Raw genomic sequence first — 21,249 nt, forward strand, 5'->3', positions numbered from 1 at the left:
TTTGTGAGATTTTAGAAAAAGTTGTTTGTTATGAAAAATATATTATATGATATTTTTACATATATATACTATTGTATTAATAACTATTAGTTAAATTATTATTATAAAAAGAAAAGAAAATATTTAATTCTCTGAATTTTCATATATAATATAAGTATGAAAAGGATTTACAAGTTAGGCGGAGGATTTTATGGGAGCGATGGTGGAATTATTAAATGAAGTATGTAAAGAAACTAATGTGAAAATGAGGTTATTAGATGCTAATAATAATGAGATATATGGTAATTTACCTACAACGGAATCTAAGGTGATGAGAAAAATATCTGTTAATAATAAAGCATATAAAATTATATTAGAGCAAGATGATATAAAGATAATACCTATGGTTGAATATATATTAAATAAATGTATTAAAAAAGAAAATATAATAAAGGAATTATTAGAAGCAAGAAAACAATGGGATGTTTTAAATGAATCTGTAATAACTAAATCAAATAAAATGTTATTAATTGAGACTAATAAAGAAGATGAAGCATTAGAAATAGTAAGAGATACATATGTAGGAAATGATATTTATGTTGGAGAGATATATGACAGAATAATAGTTATAGGAAATTTAGAGGACGAAAAAGATCATGCCTTTTCATTAAAAGAAACGATAATACAAACTTTAGGAGTAAATGCAAAAATAAGTATAAGTGATTTAGATTATACTTTTCATGGATTTAAAAGGGCATATAGTGGAGCTGTACAAGCTCTTGAGATAGGTAGAAAATTTAAAATTAAGCCTGAAATATATTGCCTTAAAGATATGTATTTGGAGAAAGCTATATTTAATTTATCAAGTGAATATTCAAATGATTTAAAAGAAGAGTATAAAGATATATTTAAAGGCTTTAATCATGAATTAACACAAACTTTAGAGGAAATATTAAAATGTGATTTATCATTAACAAAAGCAGCTAAAAATTTATATATTCATAGAAATACACTGATGTATAGAATTGAAAAAATTAAGAAAGAAACCGGGTTTGATGTACGTAACTTTAAGGAAGCTACTTTTCTTTATATTTTATATATGAATAGTAAAAGAATTTAAATAAAAATATTCTATTAATAATTTGAGTTTAAAATTTAAAAATGAGCCATAATAATTAAAATTAAATACATTATTATGGCTTATTTTTATAATTGTTTATATTGATATACAATAGTTACATGTAAATAAATAAACCTAAGAGTCCTGTTAATGTTATAATCGTTAATGGATTAAACTTGTATTTTCTAAGTAAAAAAAGTGAAATAGAAAAAATTATGATAGCAACTAAGTTAATGTTATTTAAATTTCCGCTTAAAGTAGTTCTTCCTAAAAATGCAATTAAAATTATAGAGGAAGCAGATGATGCAATAAGACCAATTGAAGTTGAACGAAGACCTTTTAAAACATTTGCAATTTCTTCAATATCCTTATGCTTTTTAAAAAAGTTAAATAAGAAAATGGAAATAATCACACCAGTAATTACGCAAGCAAAGGTAGCTAATATTGCACCCAAAATTCCTGCTATTCTTAGACCAACAAAAGTTGAAGCATTAATTGATAGTGGGCCAGGGGTCATTTGAGATATAGTAATAATATCAGTAAATTCTTGAATAGTAAGCCAACCATATTTATTTACCATTTGGTCTTGAATTAGAGGCATTATAGCATAGCCTCCGCCAATACTAAAGGAACCTATTTGCCAAAAGCTTAAAAATAAGGTGATAAGGATGTTAATCATTTCTAAGTCCTCCTAATTTTTTCTTCCTAACATATACTTGAGTAAGGCTAACTATTACTCCAAAAATAATAATAGCTAGTACATTTATATTAAAGAAGAAGCTAGCTATAAATGAAAACGGTACTAGAAAAGATAATAATAAATTTTTTTCTTTAAACACATCATGGCTCATATCAATAACTAGGTCTACAATTGTAGCCGCAACACCAGCTTCCATTCCTTTAAGAATTGCAGAAATAACTATATTACTTCTAAAAGCTTCGTAGAAGAAAGAAATAACGGATAATATTAACAATGGAGGTAAAACTGTACCTATACATGTTATGATAGTTCCTTTTATTCCTAAAAGATTGTAACCTATTAATGAAGATAAATTAACAGCAATGGCTCCAGGATTTGATTGAGCTATTGCTGCCATATCAAGCAATTCTTCGTTATTTATTAATTTCATATCTTCGACTAAATATTTTCTTAATAAAGGAATAATTACGTATCCTCCACCAAAACTAAAACAACTCACTAAAAATGTTACTTTAAAAAGTGAAAAATATAGCTTAAACTCTTTAATTTTCATGTCATGCACTCCTTATAATTTACTCTTATGCATATAAGTATATAGCATAGACATAGGATAAGTATAATAGTATAATTTTATATAATATATAAACATTTAGTAATGAATTAGGAGGGAAAATGAAGATTAGGCATTTGCGTATTTTTAAAGCAGTATGTGAAGAGGAAAGTGTCACTAAAGCATCTGAAAAATTGTTTATGACACAGCCAGCAGTTTCCCATGCTATAAGTGAGTTAGAGGATTATTTAGGAGTATCCCTATTTGATAGAATTTCAAGAAAAGTTTATTTAAATGAGACGGGTAAACTATTTCTTACCAAAGTTACAAAGCTATTAGACTTATACGATGATTTAGATAAAAATATTAAAGAATTAGAAGATAATGCTGTTATTAAGATAGGTTCATGTATGACTATTGCAAATTTTATTTTACCTACTATAATAGAAAAATTTCAAGGTGTATGTAAATCTACTCCAACTAAAATTATAGTTGATAATGCAAGAAGTATCGAAAATATGTTATGTAAGAATGAAATTGATTTGGGTTTAATAGAGGGTGTTGTTTATAACGAAGAACTTGAAAGAATTCCATTTTCTTCTTATGAATTAGTAGTTGTTTGTTCTAATAAACATAAATTTGTAAAAGAAAACTCTATAATGTTAAATGAATTAGTAAAGGAAAAGTTATTATTAAGAGAAAAGGGAAGTTCTATTAGAGATATTTTTGATAGTGCTTTACTATTACATGATATAAGAGTTAATCCTAGTTGGACAAGTGTAAACTCTCAAGTTTTAATAGAGGCTGCAAAGAAAAATTTGGGAATAACAGTATTACCTAAAGTATTAGTTGAAAATGAAATTGATCTAGGAAATCTTATTGAAGTCAATGTTAATGAACTTAACTTATCTAATGTAAATAATATTGTTTTTTATAAAGGAAAAGTACAAACTAATAGTTTTAAGGAATTGGTTAATATAATAAAAAATATAGTTTAGTAAACTTAATATAGGTGCATAATAAATCTTTTTTCATATTATAAGTATATATTAAGAAGGTATTTGAGTTTGGGGTGATTTATATATTTAATATGTTATGGAGAGATGAAAAATATAGCATTGATGTAATAATAGACTCTATAGGAAAAATTGATAATAAAGTGCGAATATGTGATTTTTTTGATAATGTTACGTTAAAAAGACCTGATGCTATTAAACTTATTATTTTTACAATAGAAGGAGAACCTATATTTATAACTATAATTTATAATGGAAATTTTATAAAATTAATTGATGATTCAACTAAGACTAATTCAAAACATTATAATGAGTATACTGGGAATAAATATTTAAAAGAAGCTCAAGGAGAAATGATTACTTATAGTTTATACCAAGATGAAGAGTTTATAAGAAAAATGTTTTCTTATAGAAATTAAAATAGTCTATAGGTTTATTTTTAATAATCCTATAGACTATTTTTATAATTTATTTCTTAATTATATGTCTAAGAAAAGCATTAATAAGCATTGTCTATAAATTCAAACTTACTTACATCAAATAATCCTTTATCAGTTATTTTTAGTTCTGGGATAACTGGTAATGATAAGAAAGATAAAGTTAAAAATGGATTGAAATTTATATCTGGAGCAACTTGCTTTATAGCTAAATGTAGTTTGGCTAAATCATCAACAACTTCTTGAGATGTTCTTGAAGTTATTAACCCAGCGATTTCTAGTTGAATTGATGCTAATACCTTTTTATCTTTAACAACTATAATTCCACCATTTATTTTTTTTAGTTCTTCAACTGCAAATAATATATCTTCATCAGATGTTCCACATGTTATTAAATTATGAGAATCATGAGCAACAGTTGTAGCAATTGCTCCATATTTTAGGTTTAATCCTTTTATTACTCCAAGGCCAATATTGCCTGTATTTTTATGTCTTTCAATCACAGCTATTTTTAGCAAATCTAAATTTACATCTGATTGAAATGATTTTGTATCTTTTAAGGTACTTATATCAACTTTTACATGATTACTTTCAAGCTTATTTGGATTAATTTTAATTACATTAAGTTTTGTTTTTCCTTCTATATCTATTTCTAAATCTTGAAAAGTAATTTTTGGCGTATTGATGTTATTTAATTTAGGAAAATCATATTGGGTAGCAGATGCATCACATACCAAGGTGTTTTCTTGTACTACTAGTGTTCCGTTTTTATAAACTGAGTTAATCTTAAAATTAGATAAATCATCTAATATTAAAAAGTCCGCTACATACCCTGGTGCAATTGCTCCTTTGTATTTAAGGTTATAGCATTCTGAAGGATTTAATGTACACATTTGAATAGCTGTTTCAGGGGCTAGACCATAAGAAATAGCCATTTTGATAGAGTTATCAATACTTCCATTTTCTATTAAATCATCTATATGCTTATCATCTGTGCAAAAACAAATTCTCCTACTATTAGAAATAGAAGCAGCCTTTATTAATTCTTTTAGGTTTTTTGCGACAGATCCTTCTCTAATGTGAACATACATGCCTCTTCTTAATCTTTCAATAACTTCTTCAGCTAAATGCGATTCATGATCTGTAACTATATTTGCAGTTGAATAAACGTTAAGCATATCATTTGTAAATCCAGCACAATGACCATCAATTATTAAACCATTTGATTTTGCATCCCAAAGTTTATTAATCATATCATCAGAACAATTTATAACTTCAGGGAAATTCATAACTTCGGCAAGTCCTAATACATTAGATTCATTATATAATTGATGCAAATCATCACTTCCTAATATTGCTCCAGAAGTTTCAAAAGAAGTAGCTGGAACGCATGAAGGAAGCATAAAGTAATAATCAAATGGAGTAGCTTTAGAAAGATCCATAATCAGTTTTATACCTTTGTCTCCTAGTACATTAGCAATTTCATGAGGGTCAATAACTATAGATGTGATTCCATGCAATAATGCAGCTTTATAGTATTCTCGTGGAGTTACTAGTGACGATTCGATATGAGCATGGGCATCTATAAGACCAGGGCAAATAAATTTGCCAGTACCATCAATTTCAACTGTGCCATTATAATCACCAAAGCCAACAATAACTCCATTTTTTATAGCTACATTATTTATAAAAGAACTGTTTTGAAATACATCAACAATAGTTATATTATTAATAACTAAGTCACATATTTCTGCTTTACTTGAAGCCTTAATTTGAGATATAAAATCTTTTTTATTCATAAATCCACCTCTGAGTATATTTAAATATAATAATAAACAACCTCACCTGGATTAAAACTTCTTAGTTATACTATTTACGGTAGTATAGTAGAGACGCCCAAACCATATTATCAGGCTTATAGGAAGGTTATTTTTATCTATTATATGAAATACCAGACAAGCTGTCAAAGGAAAAGTTATATTAATATAATATTATTTATAGTTAAATAAAGAACTAAAGAACTTTTAAACTTTTACAATTTATGATTTAATATTTTTATAAGGAGGGGGTATATTTGCCAATCAAAATTCCAAGAGATCTTCCAGCATATAATGTTTTATCTAATGAAAATATATTTGTAATGAATATTGAAAGAGCAGAAACACAAGATGTAAGACCTTTAAAAATAGCAATTTTAAATTTAATGCCAATAAAGATTCAGGCTGAAAATCAATTGCTTAGATATCTATCTAATACTCCAATACAAGTAGAAATAACATTGATACAAACCAAAACATATATGTCTCAAAATACTCCTATTGAGCATTTAAAAAAGTTTTATAATTATTTTGATGAAGTAAAAAATGATAAGTTTGATGGGTTAATAATAACTGGGGCACCTGTTGAAACTATGGAATTTGAAGATGTATCATATTGGGATGAACTAAGAGAAATAATGGAGTGGAGTAAAATGAATGTTTTTTCTACATTACACATATGTTGGGGAGCTCAAGCTGCATTATATTACCATTACAATATAAATAAAAAGCCTTTAGAAAAGAAAATATTTGGAGTATTTCCTCACAAGATTAATAAAATCAGTGAGGATTTAACACGAGGGTTAGATGATATTTTTTATGCACCTCATTCAAGGCATACTACTACATCAAAGGAAGATATAAATAGAGTTAAGGAGCTAGAAATATTATCAGAGTCAGAAGAAGCTGGAGCATTTATTATTGCAACAAGAGATAAAAGACAAATATTTATTACTGGTCATTTAGAATACGATAGAGATACACTAAAAAATGAGTATTTAAGAGATTGTAATAAAGGAATAAAAATAGATATCCCTAAAAATTATTTTCCTAAAGATAATATAAAAGAAACTCCTATAGTAAGATGGAGAGGAAGTGCTAATATAGTTTTTGCTAATTGGTTAAACTATTGCATATATCAAAACACTCCATTTAAACTTGAAAATATAAAGTGATTATTTATACAAAATATAAAATTACTTTGCCTTTATGATTTAAATTTCTATTAATTCATAAGGGCACTTTTTGTTATATATAGTAATATAATAAATTAGAAAGGCATGTATGGAGGATTTTATGAAAGATAGGGCAATTATATTTGGATCTTCAGATAACTTTCTAATATACTTTATTAAATATGTTATTTTAAAGAATATTGAAACTTACCTAGTACTTATGAAGAATGAAGAAATAGATATAATAAAAGATATAGAAAAGGAAGTTACGATAATAAGATTTGATGGAAACATAGAGCATTTAAAATTACTTTTAAAATCTATAGAACCTAAGGTAATATATAATTTATATGATCTAAGCTTAGAAGATAAATATGAAATAAAAGATATTATAAGTAGTAATTACTTAAATATTATTCTAATTTTAGAAGCACTTACAACGTCAACAGATACAAAGCTTATTAATTTAGTAAGTAAAAGTAAGGTTAATGAAGAAGGAAATCCACTAAATTTATATTCAGCAGTTCAGAAATCTTTAGAAAGTATTATTCTTTATTATAAAAATATATATAATATAAATACTTCCATAGTATATAAAACTGGAGATGTAAAATTAGATTTAGAGAAATTATATAGTTTTTAAAATGATAAAGCTAATAATGCTTAAAAGTATTATTAGCTTTATCATTTTTATTAATTTAATTATGGTTGAAATTATTAATGATAGAATATATTATATAATTAATATTAATTAATAATTTATATTGTTATGTGGAGGTGTAATATGAAAAAGTATTTTAATTTTGCAATCTTTTATTTAGTCTTGGGGTTAGCCATGGGAGTATTCTACAGGGAGTTTACAAAGCTTAATGGATTTGAAGGAAGAACTGTATTATCAGTTGTACATACTCATGCAATAGTATTAGGATTTATTTTCTTTATTTTAGTGTTACTTTTAGAAAAAAATTTTGGATTATCAAAGATAAAACATTTTAGTAAATGGATGATATTTTATAATGTATCATTAATATATGTTTTAGGAACTTTCACAGCTAGAGGAATAATGCAAGTATTAGGAACTGATTTTGCTGGATTAAGCCATATAGCTGGTCTTGGACATGCTATGATTGGGATTGCAATGATCTGGTTCGTAGTTACAGTTAATAAATCAATAAAAGAATAATATTTTATAATAAATATAATAAAACTTGATAAAAATAAAGGGGGAATAATTACTCCTTTATTTTTTGCACTTTTATAAAATTTGATATATAGTTTAAATATAATTATTTTAATTATAGGAATGGTGCGTACATATGAAAGAGTTAATAAAATATCAATTAGGCAAAATGGAGATATTCAATAAATTAGATAAGGCTACAATAAATGCATTATCTGAATTAGGAGAAAGTAAGTGCTATTTAAAAGGCAGTCATATATTTAGAGATAAAGATGAAATTAATAAAGTTTATATAGTATATAGTGGAAAAGTTGCTCTTTATAAATTAAACGAGTCAGCCCAAAAAAAGATAATATTTATATTAGGTAAGGAGTCTATACTAAATGCAGTAGTTTTAGATGATTTACCAGCTTCTATAAACTGTGAAGTATTTGAAAAAGCTGAGGTTTTATCATTTGATAGAATGAGGTTCCAAGAAATTATGATGAGCGACTTTGAACTAACAAAGATAGTAATATCATCCTTAAGTATAAAAGTAAGAAGGTTATATAGACAGCTAAAAAATTCTACTCCTATAAAGGTTGAAAAAAGAGTTGCGGCAAAGCTATGGAAGTTATCTAAGGATTATGGAATAGAAGTTCAAGATGGAACTATTATAGACTTAAATATAAGTGTAACTTATTTAGCAGATATGTTTGGAGCACCACGAGAAACAATTTCTAGAGCTTTAAAAATACTTCAAGAAAATGATTTAATAATATATGAAAAGAAAAAGATAAAAGTAAAAGATAAAGATAAATTATCTAAATTTTTTAAAGGAATATGATAATAAAAATAAAAACTGTGATGAAAGTCACGGTTTTTATTTTTATTAGCATTTATAATTTAAGCATAGAGATTGTGATAATAATAACAATCATAAGGGGAGAAAAATGATGTTTAATGAAGAATTTAATAAGGTTGCGTCTGCTGCTAAATCTAAGGTTGAACTTTTAAAAAATAATAAACTTGGATATTTTATTAGCTCAATGTTAGCAGGTATCTATGTTGGATTAGGTATTATGTTAATTTTCACAATTGGAGGGTTGCTTAGTTCGGCAAATTCGCCTGTAACAAAAATTGTTATGGGATTATCATTTGGGGTTGCCTTAAGTCTAGTGATATTTGCAGGCTCTGAATTATTTACAGGAAATAATTTCATAATGGCAGTTGGATCATTAAATAAGACTGTTTCTTGGCTAGATACCATTAAGGTTTGGATAGTAAGTTTTATTGGAAACTTAACAGGTTCAATACTTGCAGGATCATTGTTTTTTATGGCTGGTTTAGCAAATGGACCAGTTGGGGAATTTATAGCAAAAACTAGTGCTACTAAAATGTCTTTGCCAGCAAGTGATTTATTTTTTAGAGGAATATTATGTAATATGTTAGTTTGTTTAGCTGTATGGTGTAGCTTTAAATGCAAAGAAGAAGTATCCAAGCTAATAATGATATTCTGGTGTTTATTTGTTTTTATAACAGCAGGTTTTGAACATAGCGTTGCAAATATGACTCTATTAACTATAGGATTGCTATCACCAGCTGGAGCTGCTGTAAGTATAGGGGGATATGCCTATAACATTATAATGGTAACATTAGGTAATATGGTTGGAGGAATTGTATTTATGGCAATACCTTATTACATAATATCTAGAAAGAAAAAAGTAAACTAAGAGGTGTTTAAGATGGGATATAAGCTTAAAGTAGAAGAATTTAATAATGGATTAAAAGAGCTATCAAAAAAATATAAGATATATGCACCAAAAGTTTTCGAAGGAAAGGGAACTTTTTCGGATACTGATATAGTTAGATATGGTGAAATATCAAAAATTGAGGAAATAGAATTCGATAAAAAATCACAGTTTTCATATAAAGAAGTTTTACTACCAATAACACAAACAGTATTTTTCTTTACAGAAGATGAAATAAAAGAACCAAACGTTGATGAAAAGTCAATACTAATATTCCTAAGAAGTTGTGATATGCATTCATTAAAAAGAATTGATGATATTTATTTAAGAAATAAATTTGAAGATCCATATTATAAGAAACTAAGAGAAAAAGCTAAGTTTGTTTTAATGGGCTGCGAAAAAAGCTTTGAAAACTGCTTCTGTGTAAGTATGGAAACAAATAAAACTAATGAATATAATGCATATGTTAAACAATCTGGTGAAGAAGTATTTTTAGATATAAAAGATGAAGAATTAGAAGGTATATTCACTAAATTAAATAATGAATCAATAGATGTAAGTCCAGATTTTGTTGAAAGTAATGATGTTAAAGTTAATATACCAAATAATTTAGAATTAAAAGTTATGAATTCAAAGGTATGGGATGAATATTCAGAAAGATGTATAGCTTGTGGTAGATGTAATTTCGTCTGTCCGACTTGTACATGTTTTACAATGCAAGATATATTCTACAAAGATAATGGAAAAGCAGGGGAAAGAAGAAGAGTTTGGGCTTCATGCCAAGTAGATGGATATACAGATATGGCTGGAGGACATAGCTTTAGAAAAGAAAAAGGACAAAGAATGAGATTTAAAGTTCTTCATAAGGTTTATGATTACAAAAAGAGATGGGGATATCATATGTGTGTAGGTTGCGGAAGATGTGACGATGCATGTCCAGAATATATATCATTCTCAAGTTGTGTTAATAAATTAGAAAAGGCTATGGAAGAGGTGAAGTAATATGAATACAAACGAGTATATACCATTTATATCAGAAATATTAGAAGTTATTAAGCATACAGAAATAGAATATACTTTTAGAATGGCTTTTAAGGGAGATGTAAAACCAGGACAATTCTTTGAAGTATCACTTCCAAAGTATGGGGAAGCTCCTATATCAGTAAGTGGAATAGGTGAAAATTATGTTGATTTAACTATAAGAAGAGTAGGTAAAGTAACAGATGAAATATTCAATAATTATGTTGGAGATAAGCTATTCTTAAGAGGTCCATACGGAAATGGATTTGATATTAACAACTATAAAGGTAAAGAAGTAGTTGTTGTTGCTGGAGGAACAGGATTATCACCAGTTAAGGGAATTGTAGATTACTTCTCAGAAAATAAAGATGACTCAAAAGGATTCACACTTATTTCGGGATTTAAATCTCCAGAAGATATTCTTTTCAAAGAAGATATAAAGGCTTGGGAAAAGAATATGAATCTTATAATAACAGTAGATGGAGCAAAAGAAGGTTACGAAGGAAAAGTTGGACTTGTAACAAAATATGTTCCAGAGCTTGATATAAAAGATAAAGAAAATGTACAAGTAGTTGTTGTTGGACCACCTATGATGATGAAATTTACTGTATTAGAGTTCTTAAAACTTGGCATTAAGGAAGAAAACATATGGATTTCTCAAGAAAGAAAAATGTGTTGTGGAATAGGAAAATGTGGACACTGTAGAATAGACGATACATATATTTGTTTAGATGGACCTGTATTTAATTATTCAAAAGGAAAAGAGTTAATAGATTAGGAGGAGACACTATGGATATCAATACTAAAAAGCTGAAAAAAAATGCCTTTAGAGTTACAAAAAGAAGAGGAATAACAGCTTCAAGAATAAGAGTTCCAGGTGGATTCTTAAAGGCTGAATACTTAGGATTAATTCAAGAAATTGCGGATAAATATGGTGATGGAACAGTTCATTTAACAACAAGACAAGGATTTGAAATCCCAGGCATAGATATGAACGACATAGATGAGGTTAACATTCTCCTTCAACCTATAATAGAAGGATTAGAAATAAATCAAGAAATCCCAGGAAAGGGATATACAGCAGCTGGAACAAGAAACGTATCAGCATGTATAGGTAATAAAGTCTGTCCATACGCAAATTATAATACTACTAATTTTGCTAAGAAGATAGAAAAAGCTATATTCCCTAATGATTTACATTTTAAAATAGCATTAACAGGATGTCCGAATGACTGTATCAAAGCTAGAATGCACGACTTTGGAATAATAGGAATGACAGAGCCACAATTTGATAGAGATAAGTGTATATCATGTGGTGCATGTGTTAGAGCCTGTAAGAAAAAATCAACAGGAGCATTACATCCAGAAAACTATAGACCAGTAAGAGATCATAGTAAATGTATAGGTTGTGGAGAATGTGTTATAAACTGTCCAACAGGAGCATGGACAAGAAGTAAAGAAAAATATTATAGATTAGCTATAATGGGTAGAACAGGAAAGAAAAATCCAAGATTAGCTGAAGACTTTATTGTATGGGTAGATGAAGAAAGCATAATAAAAATAATATTAAATACTTATAAGTATGTTGAACAATATATTGCTAAAGATGCTCCAGGTGGAAAAGAGCATATTGGATATATTGTAGATAGAACAGGATTTATGGAATTTAAAAAGTGGGCTCTTGAAGGAGTAGAACTTTCAGATAAAGCTATTCTAAAAGATAATATCTATTGGAGTGGAATAAGATACTAATATAGGTAAATACTTATAAATAAAATTAGTATAAAGTATTAGACAAAATACTAGTTAAATATGTAAAATTAATATGGTAAAACTTCTAAGACCGCTATTTTTAGCGGTCTTAAACTTTAATTTAAGTAAAATACATATGAAATGTGCAAAAAAATTTGTAATAAGAGTATAATAGGGTTATTATAAAAATAAACGAAGTAATAAAGATAATTTAGGAGTAAAATTATGATTCAGCTTTTAGGGATTAAAAAGAATACAGGAGTAGAAATAAGAGAAAAGTTAGCTTTGTCTCAAAAAAAGAGAGAAGGATATACAAAAGAGCTACTTCAATATTTCGATGAGGTTGTTATTCTGAGCACTTGTAATAGAACAGAAATTTATTTTAATGGTTCTTTAAATGGAGAAGAAGGATTAAAAAAGATTTTTGAAGTGCTAAATTGGAATATTAATTTAAGAGATTATTGTTTCTACTTAGATGAAAAGGAAACAGTAAAACATTTGATGGAAGTGGTTTGTGGATTCCACTCAAAGATATTAGGAGAAGATCAAATACTTGGACAAATAAAAGATGCATATCATTTGGCAGATGAACTAAAATCAGTTAAACATGATTTGCAAAGATTATTTCAAGAAGCAATAACTTGCGGCAAAAAATTTAGAACTGAAGGGAAATTATATGAAATTCCAGTTTCTTCTGCATCAATAGCTATTAATGAAGCAATAAAAAATAATGCAAAGAAAATTATGGTTATAGGATATGGAGAAGTAGGAAAACTAGTAGTTAAATATGCTCTTTCTAATGATATAGAAGAATTGAATATTGTAGTTAGAAGAGTTGAAAGTGTTAATGATATTGATGATAAAAGAGTTAACATAATGACTTATGAAGATGGAAGAAATATAATAAATGATATGGAATGTGTGGTTTCTTGCACTTCTGCTCCACACTTAATTATAGAGAAAAAACATATAAAAGAGAGTGGAAATAAGCTAATAATATTTGATTTAGCTTTGCCAAGAGATGTTGATGAAAAAGTTAAAGAATATACAAGGATAGATCTTTATGATATTGATGATATAAGTTCAATGGATGATGAAAATAAAAAACTTAGAAAAGAAAGAATGCTACAGTTTAAAAATATTATAAATGAATATATAGAAGGCTATTTTAATTGGAAGAACATAAGAGATGTAGCGTATGTTATCAAAGATATGAAAAAAAATAGTTCTAGAGTTATAAAAGAAAGGCAAACTACATTAAAGAATAAATGTAATGATAAAAAAGATATAGAAATTGCAGAAAAACTTATAAAGAGTACGTCAGATTACTATGTTAATAGGGCAATAGAAGTATTAAAAGAAGAACAATTAAAGGGGCAAGGAGAAGAATGTATAAAGATACTAGAAAAGATATTCCTAAAGAATCTTTAAATTATACTTATCTTTCTATAATGTCTAAGAAATTAAGAGTTGGTATAGTTGGTGGAGGAAATGTTGGCTATATAAAAGGAAAAAACTTTTTACATAAGGGCTGCATTGTTGATGTTTTATCTTTAAATTTTATTGATAAATTTTCAAATTTAAAAGATATTAATTTAATTAAAGGAGAATATAATAAGGACTTTATTAGAGATAAGCATTTAATAATAATAGCAACAGATGATTACAATAAGAATTTAGAAATAAAAAAAGATTGTGATGATGAGTATAAAATATACATATTTGCTTCTGAATATTCAAATGGAATGGCAGTAGCACCAGTTCAAAGAGAGTTGAAAAATATAAGCTTTTCAGTAAATACCAAGAATGGAAATCCAAAGGGTTCATTAATGATAGCAGAAAAAATATTGGATTTACTAAAGAATTATGATGACTTTATTGGTTACTCATCTCTTATTAGGGAACAAGCAAAATCTTTAAGAGAAAACAAAAATGATATAATTAAATTTATATGTAGTGAAGATTTCAAATACATATATGAAAAAGGAAAAGACAAAATAGTAATAGATATGTTTTTTGGAAAAGAAGTATCTAATAAAATATATAAAAATTTATAGGAGATATTTTATGGAACTAATTATTGCAACTAGAAAAAGTAAATTAGCACAAGTTCAAGCAGATAAAGTAATTGAACTTATTAAAGAAAAAAATAATATAAGTGCTAAAAAATTATTGGTAGTTACAGAAGGTGATAGAAGACTTGATGTAACATTAGATAAAATAGGCGGAAAAGGTCTTTTTGTTAAAGAAATAGAATATTCACTTTTAAATAGAAAAGCACATGCAGCCGTGCATAGTATGAAAGATGTGCCTTTTGAATTACCAGAAGGTTTTGAGCTAGTAGCTATTCCTGAAAGAGATGATATTAGAGATATATTTGTATCAAGCAATGGTATTCATTTTAAGGATTTAAAAGCTGGTGCTGTTATTGGAACAAGTAGTATAAGAAGAGCTTCAATGCTAAAAGAGTTAAGAAGTGATTTAAATATTGTTCCAATAAGAGGAAATGTCCAAACAAGATTAGAAAAGATGAAAAACGAAAATATGGATGGAATAATTTTAGCAGCAGCAGGAGTAAAGCGATTAGGTTTAGAAGATATAATAACAGATTATTTTGATCCTAAACAATTTTTACCAGCAATAGGCCAAGGTGCTTTAGGAATAGAAGCATTAAAAAATGGTGAATTCAACAATTATTTAAGAAGATTAGATAATAAAGAAGTTAGAGTTTCAGTAGAAGCAGAAAGAAGCTTTATGAAAAAACTAAATGGAGGGTGCCATAGCGTAATTGGTGTCTACTCAGAAATAAAAAATAATGATTTATATATGATAGGTACCTTTGATGTAGGAGGAAAAATTGTTAAAAAAGATATCTTAGGTAATAAAAGTGAAAATATAGAACTAGGATTTAAATTAGCAGAAAAGATTTTGAAAGGATAATTAAAATGAGCAAAGTTTATATAATTGGTACTGGACCAGGAGATGAAGAATTATTAACATTAAAGGCAGTAGAAGTTTTAAAAGATTGTACTGCCGTTTTATATGATAGATTAGTTTCAAATAATATACTTAACTATTTAAAAGAAGATTGTGAAATATATTATTGTGGTAAAGAACCAGGATGTCATTATAAAACACAAGAAGAAATAAATGAAACATTAGTAAAACTTGCTAAAGAGGGGCATATTGTAGGAAGAATAAAAGGGGGAGACCCTTATGTTTTTGGAAGAGGTGGAGAAGAAGTACTTTCTTTAATTGAAGAGGATATAGAGTTTGAAGTAGTTCCAGGAGTGACTTCACCAATATCAGTATTAAATTATGCAGGTATTCCTATAACACAAAGGGAAATGGCACAAAGCTTTCATATAGTTACAGGTATGACTGCAGGAACATTAAATATAAATTGGGAAGCGATAGCTAAAGAAAAAGGTACTTTAGTCTTCATGATGGGGCTAAATAATTTAAGGGATATCATTGAAAGATTAATAAATAATGGTAAAGATGTAAATACTAAAGTAGCTGTAGTAATGAGAGGAACTTCTTCAAAGCAAAAGAAGGTAGTTGGAACACTAGAAGATATTGAGAAAAAAGTAATAGAAGCTAAATTAAAATCACCTTGTATAATTGTTATGGGGGATGTTGTTGAACTTAATGATAAGCTAAATTGGTATGAGAAGAAACCTCTTTTTGGTCTTAATATATGTGTAACGAGATCAAGAGAGCAATCATCTAACTTGAAGAAGAAGCTTAGAAATTTAGGTGCAGAGATAACAGAAATAAACTCTATAAAAATACAAGAAACTAAAGATAATTTAGATTTAGTTAAAGATAAATTGAGCAATTATGATCATATAATCTTAACTTCAGTAAATGGTGTTAATATGCTTTTTGATTATATTATAGAAAAGAAAGTAGATATAAGAAATATTAAAGCAAAATTTTCAGTAGTCGGCAAAGCAACGAGAAAAGCTTTGGAAGCAAGAGGAGTTCAAGCCTTTATAATGGGAAGAGAATTTGTTGGTGAAGGTTTATTTAAGGCTTTAGAGCCACATTTAATTAAAGGAGAAAAGGTATTAATCCCTTGTTCCTCTAGTAGTAGAGAATATTTAAAAGAAGAAATTGAAAAGTTAGGTTTATATGTCGATAGGGTACATACATATGACACAGTTTGTGGTGACGTAAGAAATAAAAGAGCATTTGAAGAAGTAGATTTTATATTATACACTAGTCCTAGTACTGTAAATAATATGATAAATATGTTTAGTATAGAAGAAATTAAATGTAAGTTTAATATAGCTATAGGGCCTCAAACATATAAGACTTTAAAATCAAATTCTATAGAAGGACATATGTGTAAAAAGCATTCTGAAGATGGATTTATAGATGAAATAGTAGAAATATATAGTAAATATAGAGAAAGTAAAGGTGAATAAAATGATAAACAGGGGAAGAAGATTAAGAGCAAATACAGCAATAAGAGATTTAGTAAGAGAAAATACATTAAGTACGAATGATTTAATTCTCCCTATTTTTGTTGTTGAAGGAGAAAATAAAAAAGAAGAAATTTCGTCAATGAAAGGTAACTATCATTGGTCAATAGATAGATTACATGAAGTAATAGATGAAGTAGAAAGCCTTAACATAAAAGGTGTAATTATATTTGGATTACCAAATGAAAAAGATGAATGTGGATCAGAGAGCTTTAATGACAATGGAATAGTACAACAAGCTGTAAGAAAAGTAAGAGAACTTTCAAAAAACTTATATGTAATTACAGATGTTTGTATGTGTCAATATACAAGTCATGGACATTGTGGAATATTAAATGGAAGTGAAGTAGATAATGATAAAACATTAGAAGTACTAGGTAAAATAGCTTTATCCCATGCAAAGGCTGGAGCTCACATGGTTGCACCATCAGATATGATGGATGGAAGAATTGCGCATATAAGAAAAGTATTAGATGAAAATGGATATGAAAATGTAGCTATAATGAGTTATGCTGCTAAATATTCATCATTTTTCTATGGACCATTTAGAGAAGCTGCTCATTCTGCACCGCAGTTTGGAGATAGAAAAACGTATCAAATGGACCCTGCAAATTCAGATGAAGCAATAAGGGAAATAGAGTGGGACATAAACGAAGGTGCAGATATAGTCATTGTCAAACCAGCAATGTCATACTTAGATATAATAAGAAGAGCAAAGGATAAAATAAATGTACCAATTTGTGCTTATAATGTTAGTGGAGAATTTGCGATGGTAAAATCTGCAGCTGAAGCAGGACTTATTAATGAAAAAGGAGTAGTTTTAGAAATGCTTCTTTCAATGAAAAGAGCAGGTTCAGATATGATAATAACTTATTATGCATTAGAAGTAGCAAAATGGTTAAAGGAGGATTAATTTTATGAGAAATCAAGTTATTTTTCATGAATCAAAAAAGTATATGCCAGGTGGAGTTAATTCTCCAGTTAGATCATATAGAAATACTGGAATGGAGCCTCCAATTATAAAAGGTGGAAAAGGGGCAATAATAATAGATGAAGAAGGTAAGGAATATATAGATTTTGTTCTTGCATGGGGACCTATGATATTAGGACATTCTGATAAAGATGTTGTAAATGCTATAAAAGAAACTTCAGAAAGTGCAATTGCATTTGGAGCTCCAACTGAATTAGAACTAATAATGTCTAAATTCTTATGCAAAAATTTAGAAAACATAGATATGATAAGAATGGTTAATTCAGGTACTGAAGCTACTATGAGTGCAATAAAATTAGCAAGAGGATATACTAAAAAGAATAAGATAATAAAATTTGCTGGATGCTATCATGGACATTTTGATGGATTTTTAGTTGAGGCGGGATCAGGAGTATTAACAAATGGAATACCAGGATCACTAGGAGTACCTACTGATAGTATAAAAAATACCCTTATAGCAGTATATAATGATAAAGAAAGCATTAAATCTCTATTCGATAAATATGGAGATGATATTGCAGGGGTAATTATAGAACCAGTAGCAGGAAATATGGGAGTAATAAAAGCAGAAGAAGATTTTATGAATCTTTTAAGAGAACTTTGTGATAAATATAAAGCACTATTAATATTTGATGAAGTTATGAGTGGATTTAGAGTATCTTTTGAAGGAGCTCAAAAATTATTTAAAGCAAAACCTGATTTAGTAACATATGCAAAAATAATGGGAGGGGGACTTCCTTGTGGAGCATATGGAGGTAAAAAGGAAATAATGGAATGTTTATCTCCAATAGGTGAAGTATATCAAGCTGGAACTATGTCTGGAAATCCTATTGTAATGGCAGCAGGAATTGCAACTTTAAAGAAATTAAAAAAACATAAAGAAGAGTATTATGAAAAAATAAATCATCTAGGATCAATGCTAGAAAAAGGTTTATTAGAAATTGCTAAAGAAAAACGTATTCCAATGACAATTAACAGACAGGGCGGAATGTTTACTATATTTTTTACAGATTTAAAAGAAGTTAAAAAATATGATGACGTAAAAAAATGCAATGAAAATATGTTTAAAAAGTATTTTAACCATATGATATCAAATGGAATTAATATACCACCATCACAATATGAAGCTTTATTTTTAAGTGTTGCTCACACAGAAGAGCATATAAATAAATTTTTAAGTGTTTTTAGAGAGTTTAATATAGAATAGAGAGGTGCATATGTCAAAAGCAATTATTATTGTTTCTTTTGGAACAGCTAACTTAGAAGGATTGCAAGAGTTAGAAGAATTTGAAGCAGAAATAAAAGAAAGTGTAAATGGAAAATACCATGTTTGCAAGGCTTTTACTTCAAGTGTGTTATCAAATATATTATTTAATAAATATGGGAAGGTAGTTCCAAGACTAGAAGAAGTATTATTTAACTTAAGCAATGATAGATATAAAGAAGTATATATTCAGCCGTTACATGTTATTGAAGGTAGTGAGTATTCTAATATAGAAAAAATAATTAAAGAATATCATTATTCTTTTTCTAAAATTACTTTAGGAAATGTTCTTATGAGTAACAAAGATGAGCAGTTAAAAGAATCATGCAATTTAATAGTTAATGCAATAGAGGAGAATTTATTAAAGACAGATAATATAGTGCTAGTAGGACATGGTTCTAAAACTATAAATACAAATGCATATAATACTTTGAAAGATGTTTTTATAGAGAATGGATATAAAAATGTATATATAGGTACATTAGAAGGTGAAATAAAAAAAGAAGATGTTATCAAAAAATTATTAAATGATAATACAAAAAATGTAATATTAGCTCCAATACTTATGTTACCTGGTAATCATATAAAAAAGGACATTTTCGGAGAAATTAACTCGTGGAAAGCTTCAATAAAAGAAAACAATATAAATGTTACCAGTAGTAAGAAAGCGTTATTAGAGTATGAAGAAATAAGAGAATATTACATAAATAAAATTAAAAAAGAAATTAAATAAAAGCTTCAATATAGTAATAGAAAAACAAAGTTTTCGTTGCAAAACTTTGTTTTTCGTTGTAAAATATCTTAGTAAAAAATGTATTGTATTGTGTTAATACTTGTTAAAAAAATAACAATATTGTGGGGTGTATCATGTACAGTAAAGAAATTCATAATTTAGCCCATTCAGCAGAGGTTAAAAGTGCATTACTAAGAAGAAGTAAGGGGAGATACTTAGTTAGTGCAATGCTTGGAAGCTTATTTGTAAGCTTAGGAATTATGCTTATTTATACTATTGGCGGTATTATGCATCATAATGGTATAGAAACATATAAAATATTAATGGGAGCATCTTTTGGTGTAGCACTTAGTTTAGTATTAATGGCAGGTGGAGATTTATTTACAAGTAATGCTATGATAATGACTATGGGTGCCTTAGAAAAAACAGTAACTTGGGTTGATGCCATAAAAGTATGGTTTGCAAGTTGGATTGGAAATATTTTAGGTGGGGTGCTTGGTGCAATATTATTTGTACAGGCTGGTTTAACAAATGGAAAAAGCGAATACATAGGAGAGTTTATTGTAAATAATGCTTATACTAAAATAAATGCGCCAGCAGGACAGCTTATATTAAAAGGTATTTTATGTAACATATTAGTTTGCTTAGCAGTTTGGATGTGTTATAAGTTAAAAGAAGAAACAGCTAAAATATTAATGATATTCTGGTGCTTATTTACCTTTATAACAGCTGGATTTGAACATAGTGTAGCTAACATGGGATTTTTAGCTATGGGATATTTAATTGATCCAGCTACAATAACTTTAGCGGGATATTCATATAACATAATTTTAGTATCACTAGGAAACTTTATAGGTGGGGTGTTATTTTTAGCATTGCCATACTATTATATTACTAGTGGAAATAAAGAAGAAAAATAATATTTTAAACTAGATTTTATAAACTAATTTTTTCAGTTTAATATTATTGTAAAAGAAATCAGAATTACTTATAAATATTTAATATTAATGGATTTAATAATGAGAAGTAAGGGGTGGATGAACATTCACCCTTATTTTAATTGTGTCAAGAATAAGTAACAACTTGACGGAAAATATTAACGAAAAGCTTAGTGATGATATTAGGAATTTACAATCGGAGGAATTTACTTGACTTAGCTAATGAAAATAAAAATGACAAGAATAGTATTAAAGATAAATAAGCCTACAGCTTACTCATAATGATGCTTTATATAATATAAATTATTTTTTATAATTAAAAAATATCACAATCAAATTAACTGTTAGTTAATTTAC

22 protein-coding genes and 1 riboswitch are annotated in these 21,249 nt (G+C 27.5%); of the genes, 19 read left to right on the plus strand and 3 right to left on the minus strand.

The window, feature by feature from the left end:
* Window positions 1-190 precede the first annotated feature (190 nt).
* Window positions 191-1,099, plus strand: a complete 909-nt coding sequence (locus I2E83_RS06870; RefSeq protein ID WP_195265346.1) for a helix-turn-helix domain-containing protein — start codon at window positions 191-193, stop codon at window positions 1,097-1,099.
* Window positions 1,100-1,214: 115 nt separating this feature from the next.
* Here the strand turns inward: I2E83_RS06870 and I2E83_RS06875 are convergent, their stop codons facing one another.
* Both I2E83_RS06875 and I2E83_RS06880 read right to left on the minus strand, forming a co-directional pair.
* Window positions 1,215-1,778 (minus strand): chromate transporter, encoded by a 564-nt coding sequence (locus tag I2E83_RS06875; protein WP_195429228.1) that lies wholly within the window; start codon window positions 1,776-1,778, stop codon window positions 1,215-1,217.
* Complete coding sequence (locus tag I2E83_RS06880; protein WP_195265349.1) at window positions 1,771-2,352, minus strand: chromate transporter; 582 nt, start codon at window positions 2,350-2,352, stop codon at window positions 1,771-1,773. The genes I2E83_RS06875 and I2E83_RS06880 overlap by 8 nt, the downstream gene beginning before the upstream one ends.
* Before the next feature lie 119 nt (window positions 2,353-2,471).
* On the opposite strand from I2E83_RS06880, the gene I2E83_RS06885 reads away from it, so the two are divergent.
* Entirely contained in the window at window positions 2,472-3,347 is an 876-nt protein-coding gene (locus I2E83_RS06885) for a LysR family transcriptional regulator (protein WP_195265351.1), read from the plus strand.
* A 92-nt stretch (window positions 3,348-3,439) separates the two neighbouring features.
* Entirely contained in the window at window positions 3,440-3,784 is a 345-nt protein-coding gene (locus I2E83_RS06890) for a DUF4362 domain-containing protein (protein ID WP_195429230.1), read from the plus strand.
* 80 nt (window positions 3,785-3,864) lie between these two features.
* Here the strand turns inward: I2E83_RS06890 and ade are convergent, their stop codons facing one another.
* Window positions 3,865-5,601, minus strand: a complete 1,737-nt coding sequence (gene ade / locus I2E83_RS06895) for an adenine deaminase (RefSeq protein ID WP_195429232.1) — start codon at window positions 5,599-5,601, stop codon at window positions 3,865-3,867.
* Between the two features lie 42 nt (window positions 5,602-5,643).
* A riboswitch (purine riboswitch) is annotated at window positions 5,644-5,745 on the minus strand.
* A gap of 131 nt (window positions 5,746-5,876) precedes the next feature.
* Here ade and metA point away from each other — a divergent pair.
* The 16 genes from metA to I2E83_RS06975 all read left to right on the plus strand — a co-directional run bounded on the left by metA (window position 5,877) and on the right by I2E83_RS06975 (window position 20,874).
* On the plus strand, window positions 5,877-6,794 hold the full coding sequence (metA, locus tag I2E83_RS06900; RefSeq protein ID WP_195265357.1) for a homoserine O-succinyltransferase: 918 nt from the start codon (window positions 5,877-5,879) through the stop codon (window positions 6,792-6,794).
* Window positions 6,795-6,915: 121 nt separating this feature from the next.
* Entirely contained in the window at window positions 6,916-7,437 is a 522-nt protein-coding gene (locus tag I2E83_RS06905) for an NAD-dependent dehydratase (RefSeq protein ID WP_195265358.1), read from the plus strand.
* Between the two features lie 141 nt (window positions 7,438-7,578).
* Window positions 7,579-7,977 (plus strand): DUF2871 domain-containing protein, encoded by a 399-nt coding sequence (locus tag I2E83_RS06910; RefSeq protein ID WP_195265359.1) that lies wholly within the window; start codon window positions 7,579-7,581, stop codon window positions 7,975-7,977.
* Window positions 7,978-8,110: 133 nt separating this feature from the next.
* Window positions 8,111-8,800 (plus strand): Crp/Fnr family transcriptional regulator, encoded by a 690-nt coding sequence (locus I2E83_RS06915; RefSeq protein ID WP_195265360.1) that lies wholly within the window; start codon window positions 8,111-8,113, stop codon window positions 8,798-8,800.
* A 109-nt stretch (window positions 8,801-8,909) separates the two neighbouring features.
* Entirely contained in the window at window positions 8,910-9,686 is a 777-nt protein-coding gene (locus I2E83_RS06920; RefSeq protein WP_195265420.1) for a formate/nitrite transporter family protein, read from the plus strand.
* 12 nt (window positions 9,687-9,698) lie between these two features.
* A complete protein-coding gene (gene asrA, locus I2E83_RS06925; protein ID WP_195265361.1) occupies window positions 9,699-10,706 on the plus strand; it encodes an anaerobic sulfite reductase subunit AsrA in 1,008 nt (335 codons plus the stop codon).
* Window position 10,707: 1 nt separating this feature from the next.
* Entirely contained in the window at window positions 10,708-11,502 is a 795-nt protein-coding gene (asrB, locus tag I2E83_RS06930; protein ID WP_195265362.1) for an anaerobic sulfite reductase subunit AsrB, read from the plus strand.
* An 11-nt stretch (window positions 11,503-11,513) separates the two neighbouring features.
* Entirely contained in the window at window positions 11,514-12,476 is a 963-nt protein-coding gene (asrC, locus tag I2E83_RS06935; RefSeq protein WP_195429233.1) for a sulfite reductase subunit C, read from the plus strand.
* A 225-nt stretch (window positions 12,477-12,701) separates the two neighbouring features.
* Window positions 12,702-13,907, plus strand: coding sequence for a glutamyl-tRNA reductase (gene hemA, locus I2E83_RS06940; protein ID WP_195265365.1), 1,206 nt, complete (start codon window positions 12,702-12,704; stop codon window positions 13,905-13,907).
* A complete protein-coding gene (locus I2E83_RS06945; protein ID WP_195429235.1) occupies window positions 13,865-14,533 on the plus strand; it encodes an NAD(P)-dependent oxidoreductase in 669 nt (222 codons plus the stop codon). Before hemA ends, I2E83_RS06945 begins: the two co-directional genes overlap by 43 nt.
* A 10-nt stretch (window positions 14,534-14,543) precedes the next feature.
* The gene (gene hemC, locus I2E83_RS06950; protein ID WP_195265369.1) at window positions 14,544-15,416 is read left to right on the plus strand and encodes a hydroxymethylbilane synthase; all 873 of its coding nucleotides are present in this window, start codon (window positions 14,544-14,546) and stop codon (window positions 15,414-15,416) included.
* Window positions 15,417-15,421: 5 nt separating this feature from the next.
* Window positions 15,422-16,909, plus strand: a complete 1,488-nt coding sequence (gene cobA / locus I2E83_RS06955) for a uroporphyrinogen-III C-methyltransferase (protein WP_195429237.1) — start codon at window positions 15,422-15,424, stop codon at window positions 16,907-16,909.
* A 1-nt stretch (window position 16,910) separates the two neighbouring features.
* Window positions 16,911-17,879, plus strand: a complete 969-nt coding sequence (gene hemB, locus I2E83_RS06960; protein ID WP_195429239.1) for a porphobilinogen synthase — start codon at window positions 16,911-16,913, stop codon at window positions 17,877-17,879.
* A gap of 4 nt (window positions 17,880-17,883) precedes the next feature.
* Window positions 17,884-19,164, plus strand: a complete 1,281-nt coding sequence (gene hemL, locus I2E83_RS06965) for a glutamate-1-semialdehyde 2,1-aminomutase (protein WP_195429240.1) — start codon at window positions 17,884-17,886, stop codon at window positions 19,162-19,164.
* 10 nt (window positions 19,165-19,174) lie between these two features.
* On the plus strand, window positions 19,175-19,954 hold the full coding sequence (locus I2E83_RS06970; RefSeq protein ID WP_195265377.1) for a sirohydrochlorin cobaltochelatase: 780 nt from the start codon (window positions 19,175-19,177) through the stop codon (window positions 19,952-19,954).
* A 134-nt stretch (window positions 19,955-20,088) separates the two neighbouring features.
* A complete protein-coding gene (locus tag I2E83_RS06975; RefSeq protein ID WP_195265379.1) occupies window positions 20,089-20,874 on the plus strand; it encodes a formate/nitrite transporter family protein in 786 nt (261 codons plus the stop codon).
* Window positions 20,875-21,249: the final 375 nt, after the last annotated feature.

It is taken from the genome of Clostridium sp. D46t1_190503_E9, from assembly GCF_015555225.1.
Taxonomy (GTDB): domain Bacteria; phylum Bacillota; class Clostridia; order Clostridiales; family Clostridiaceae; genus Clostridium.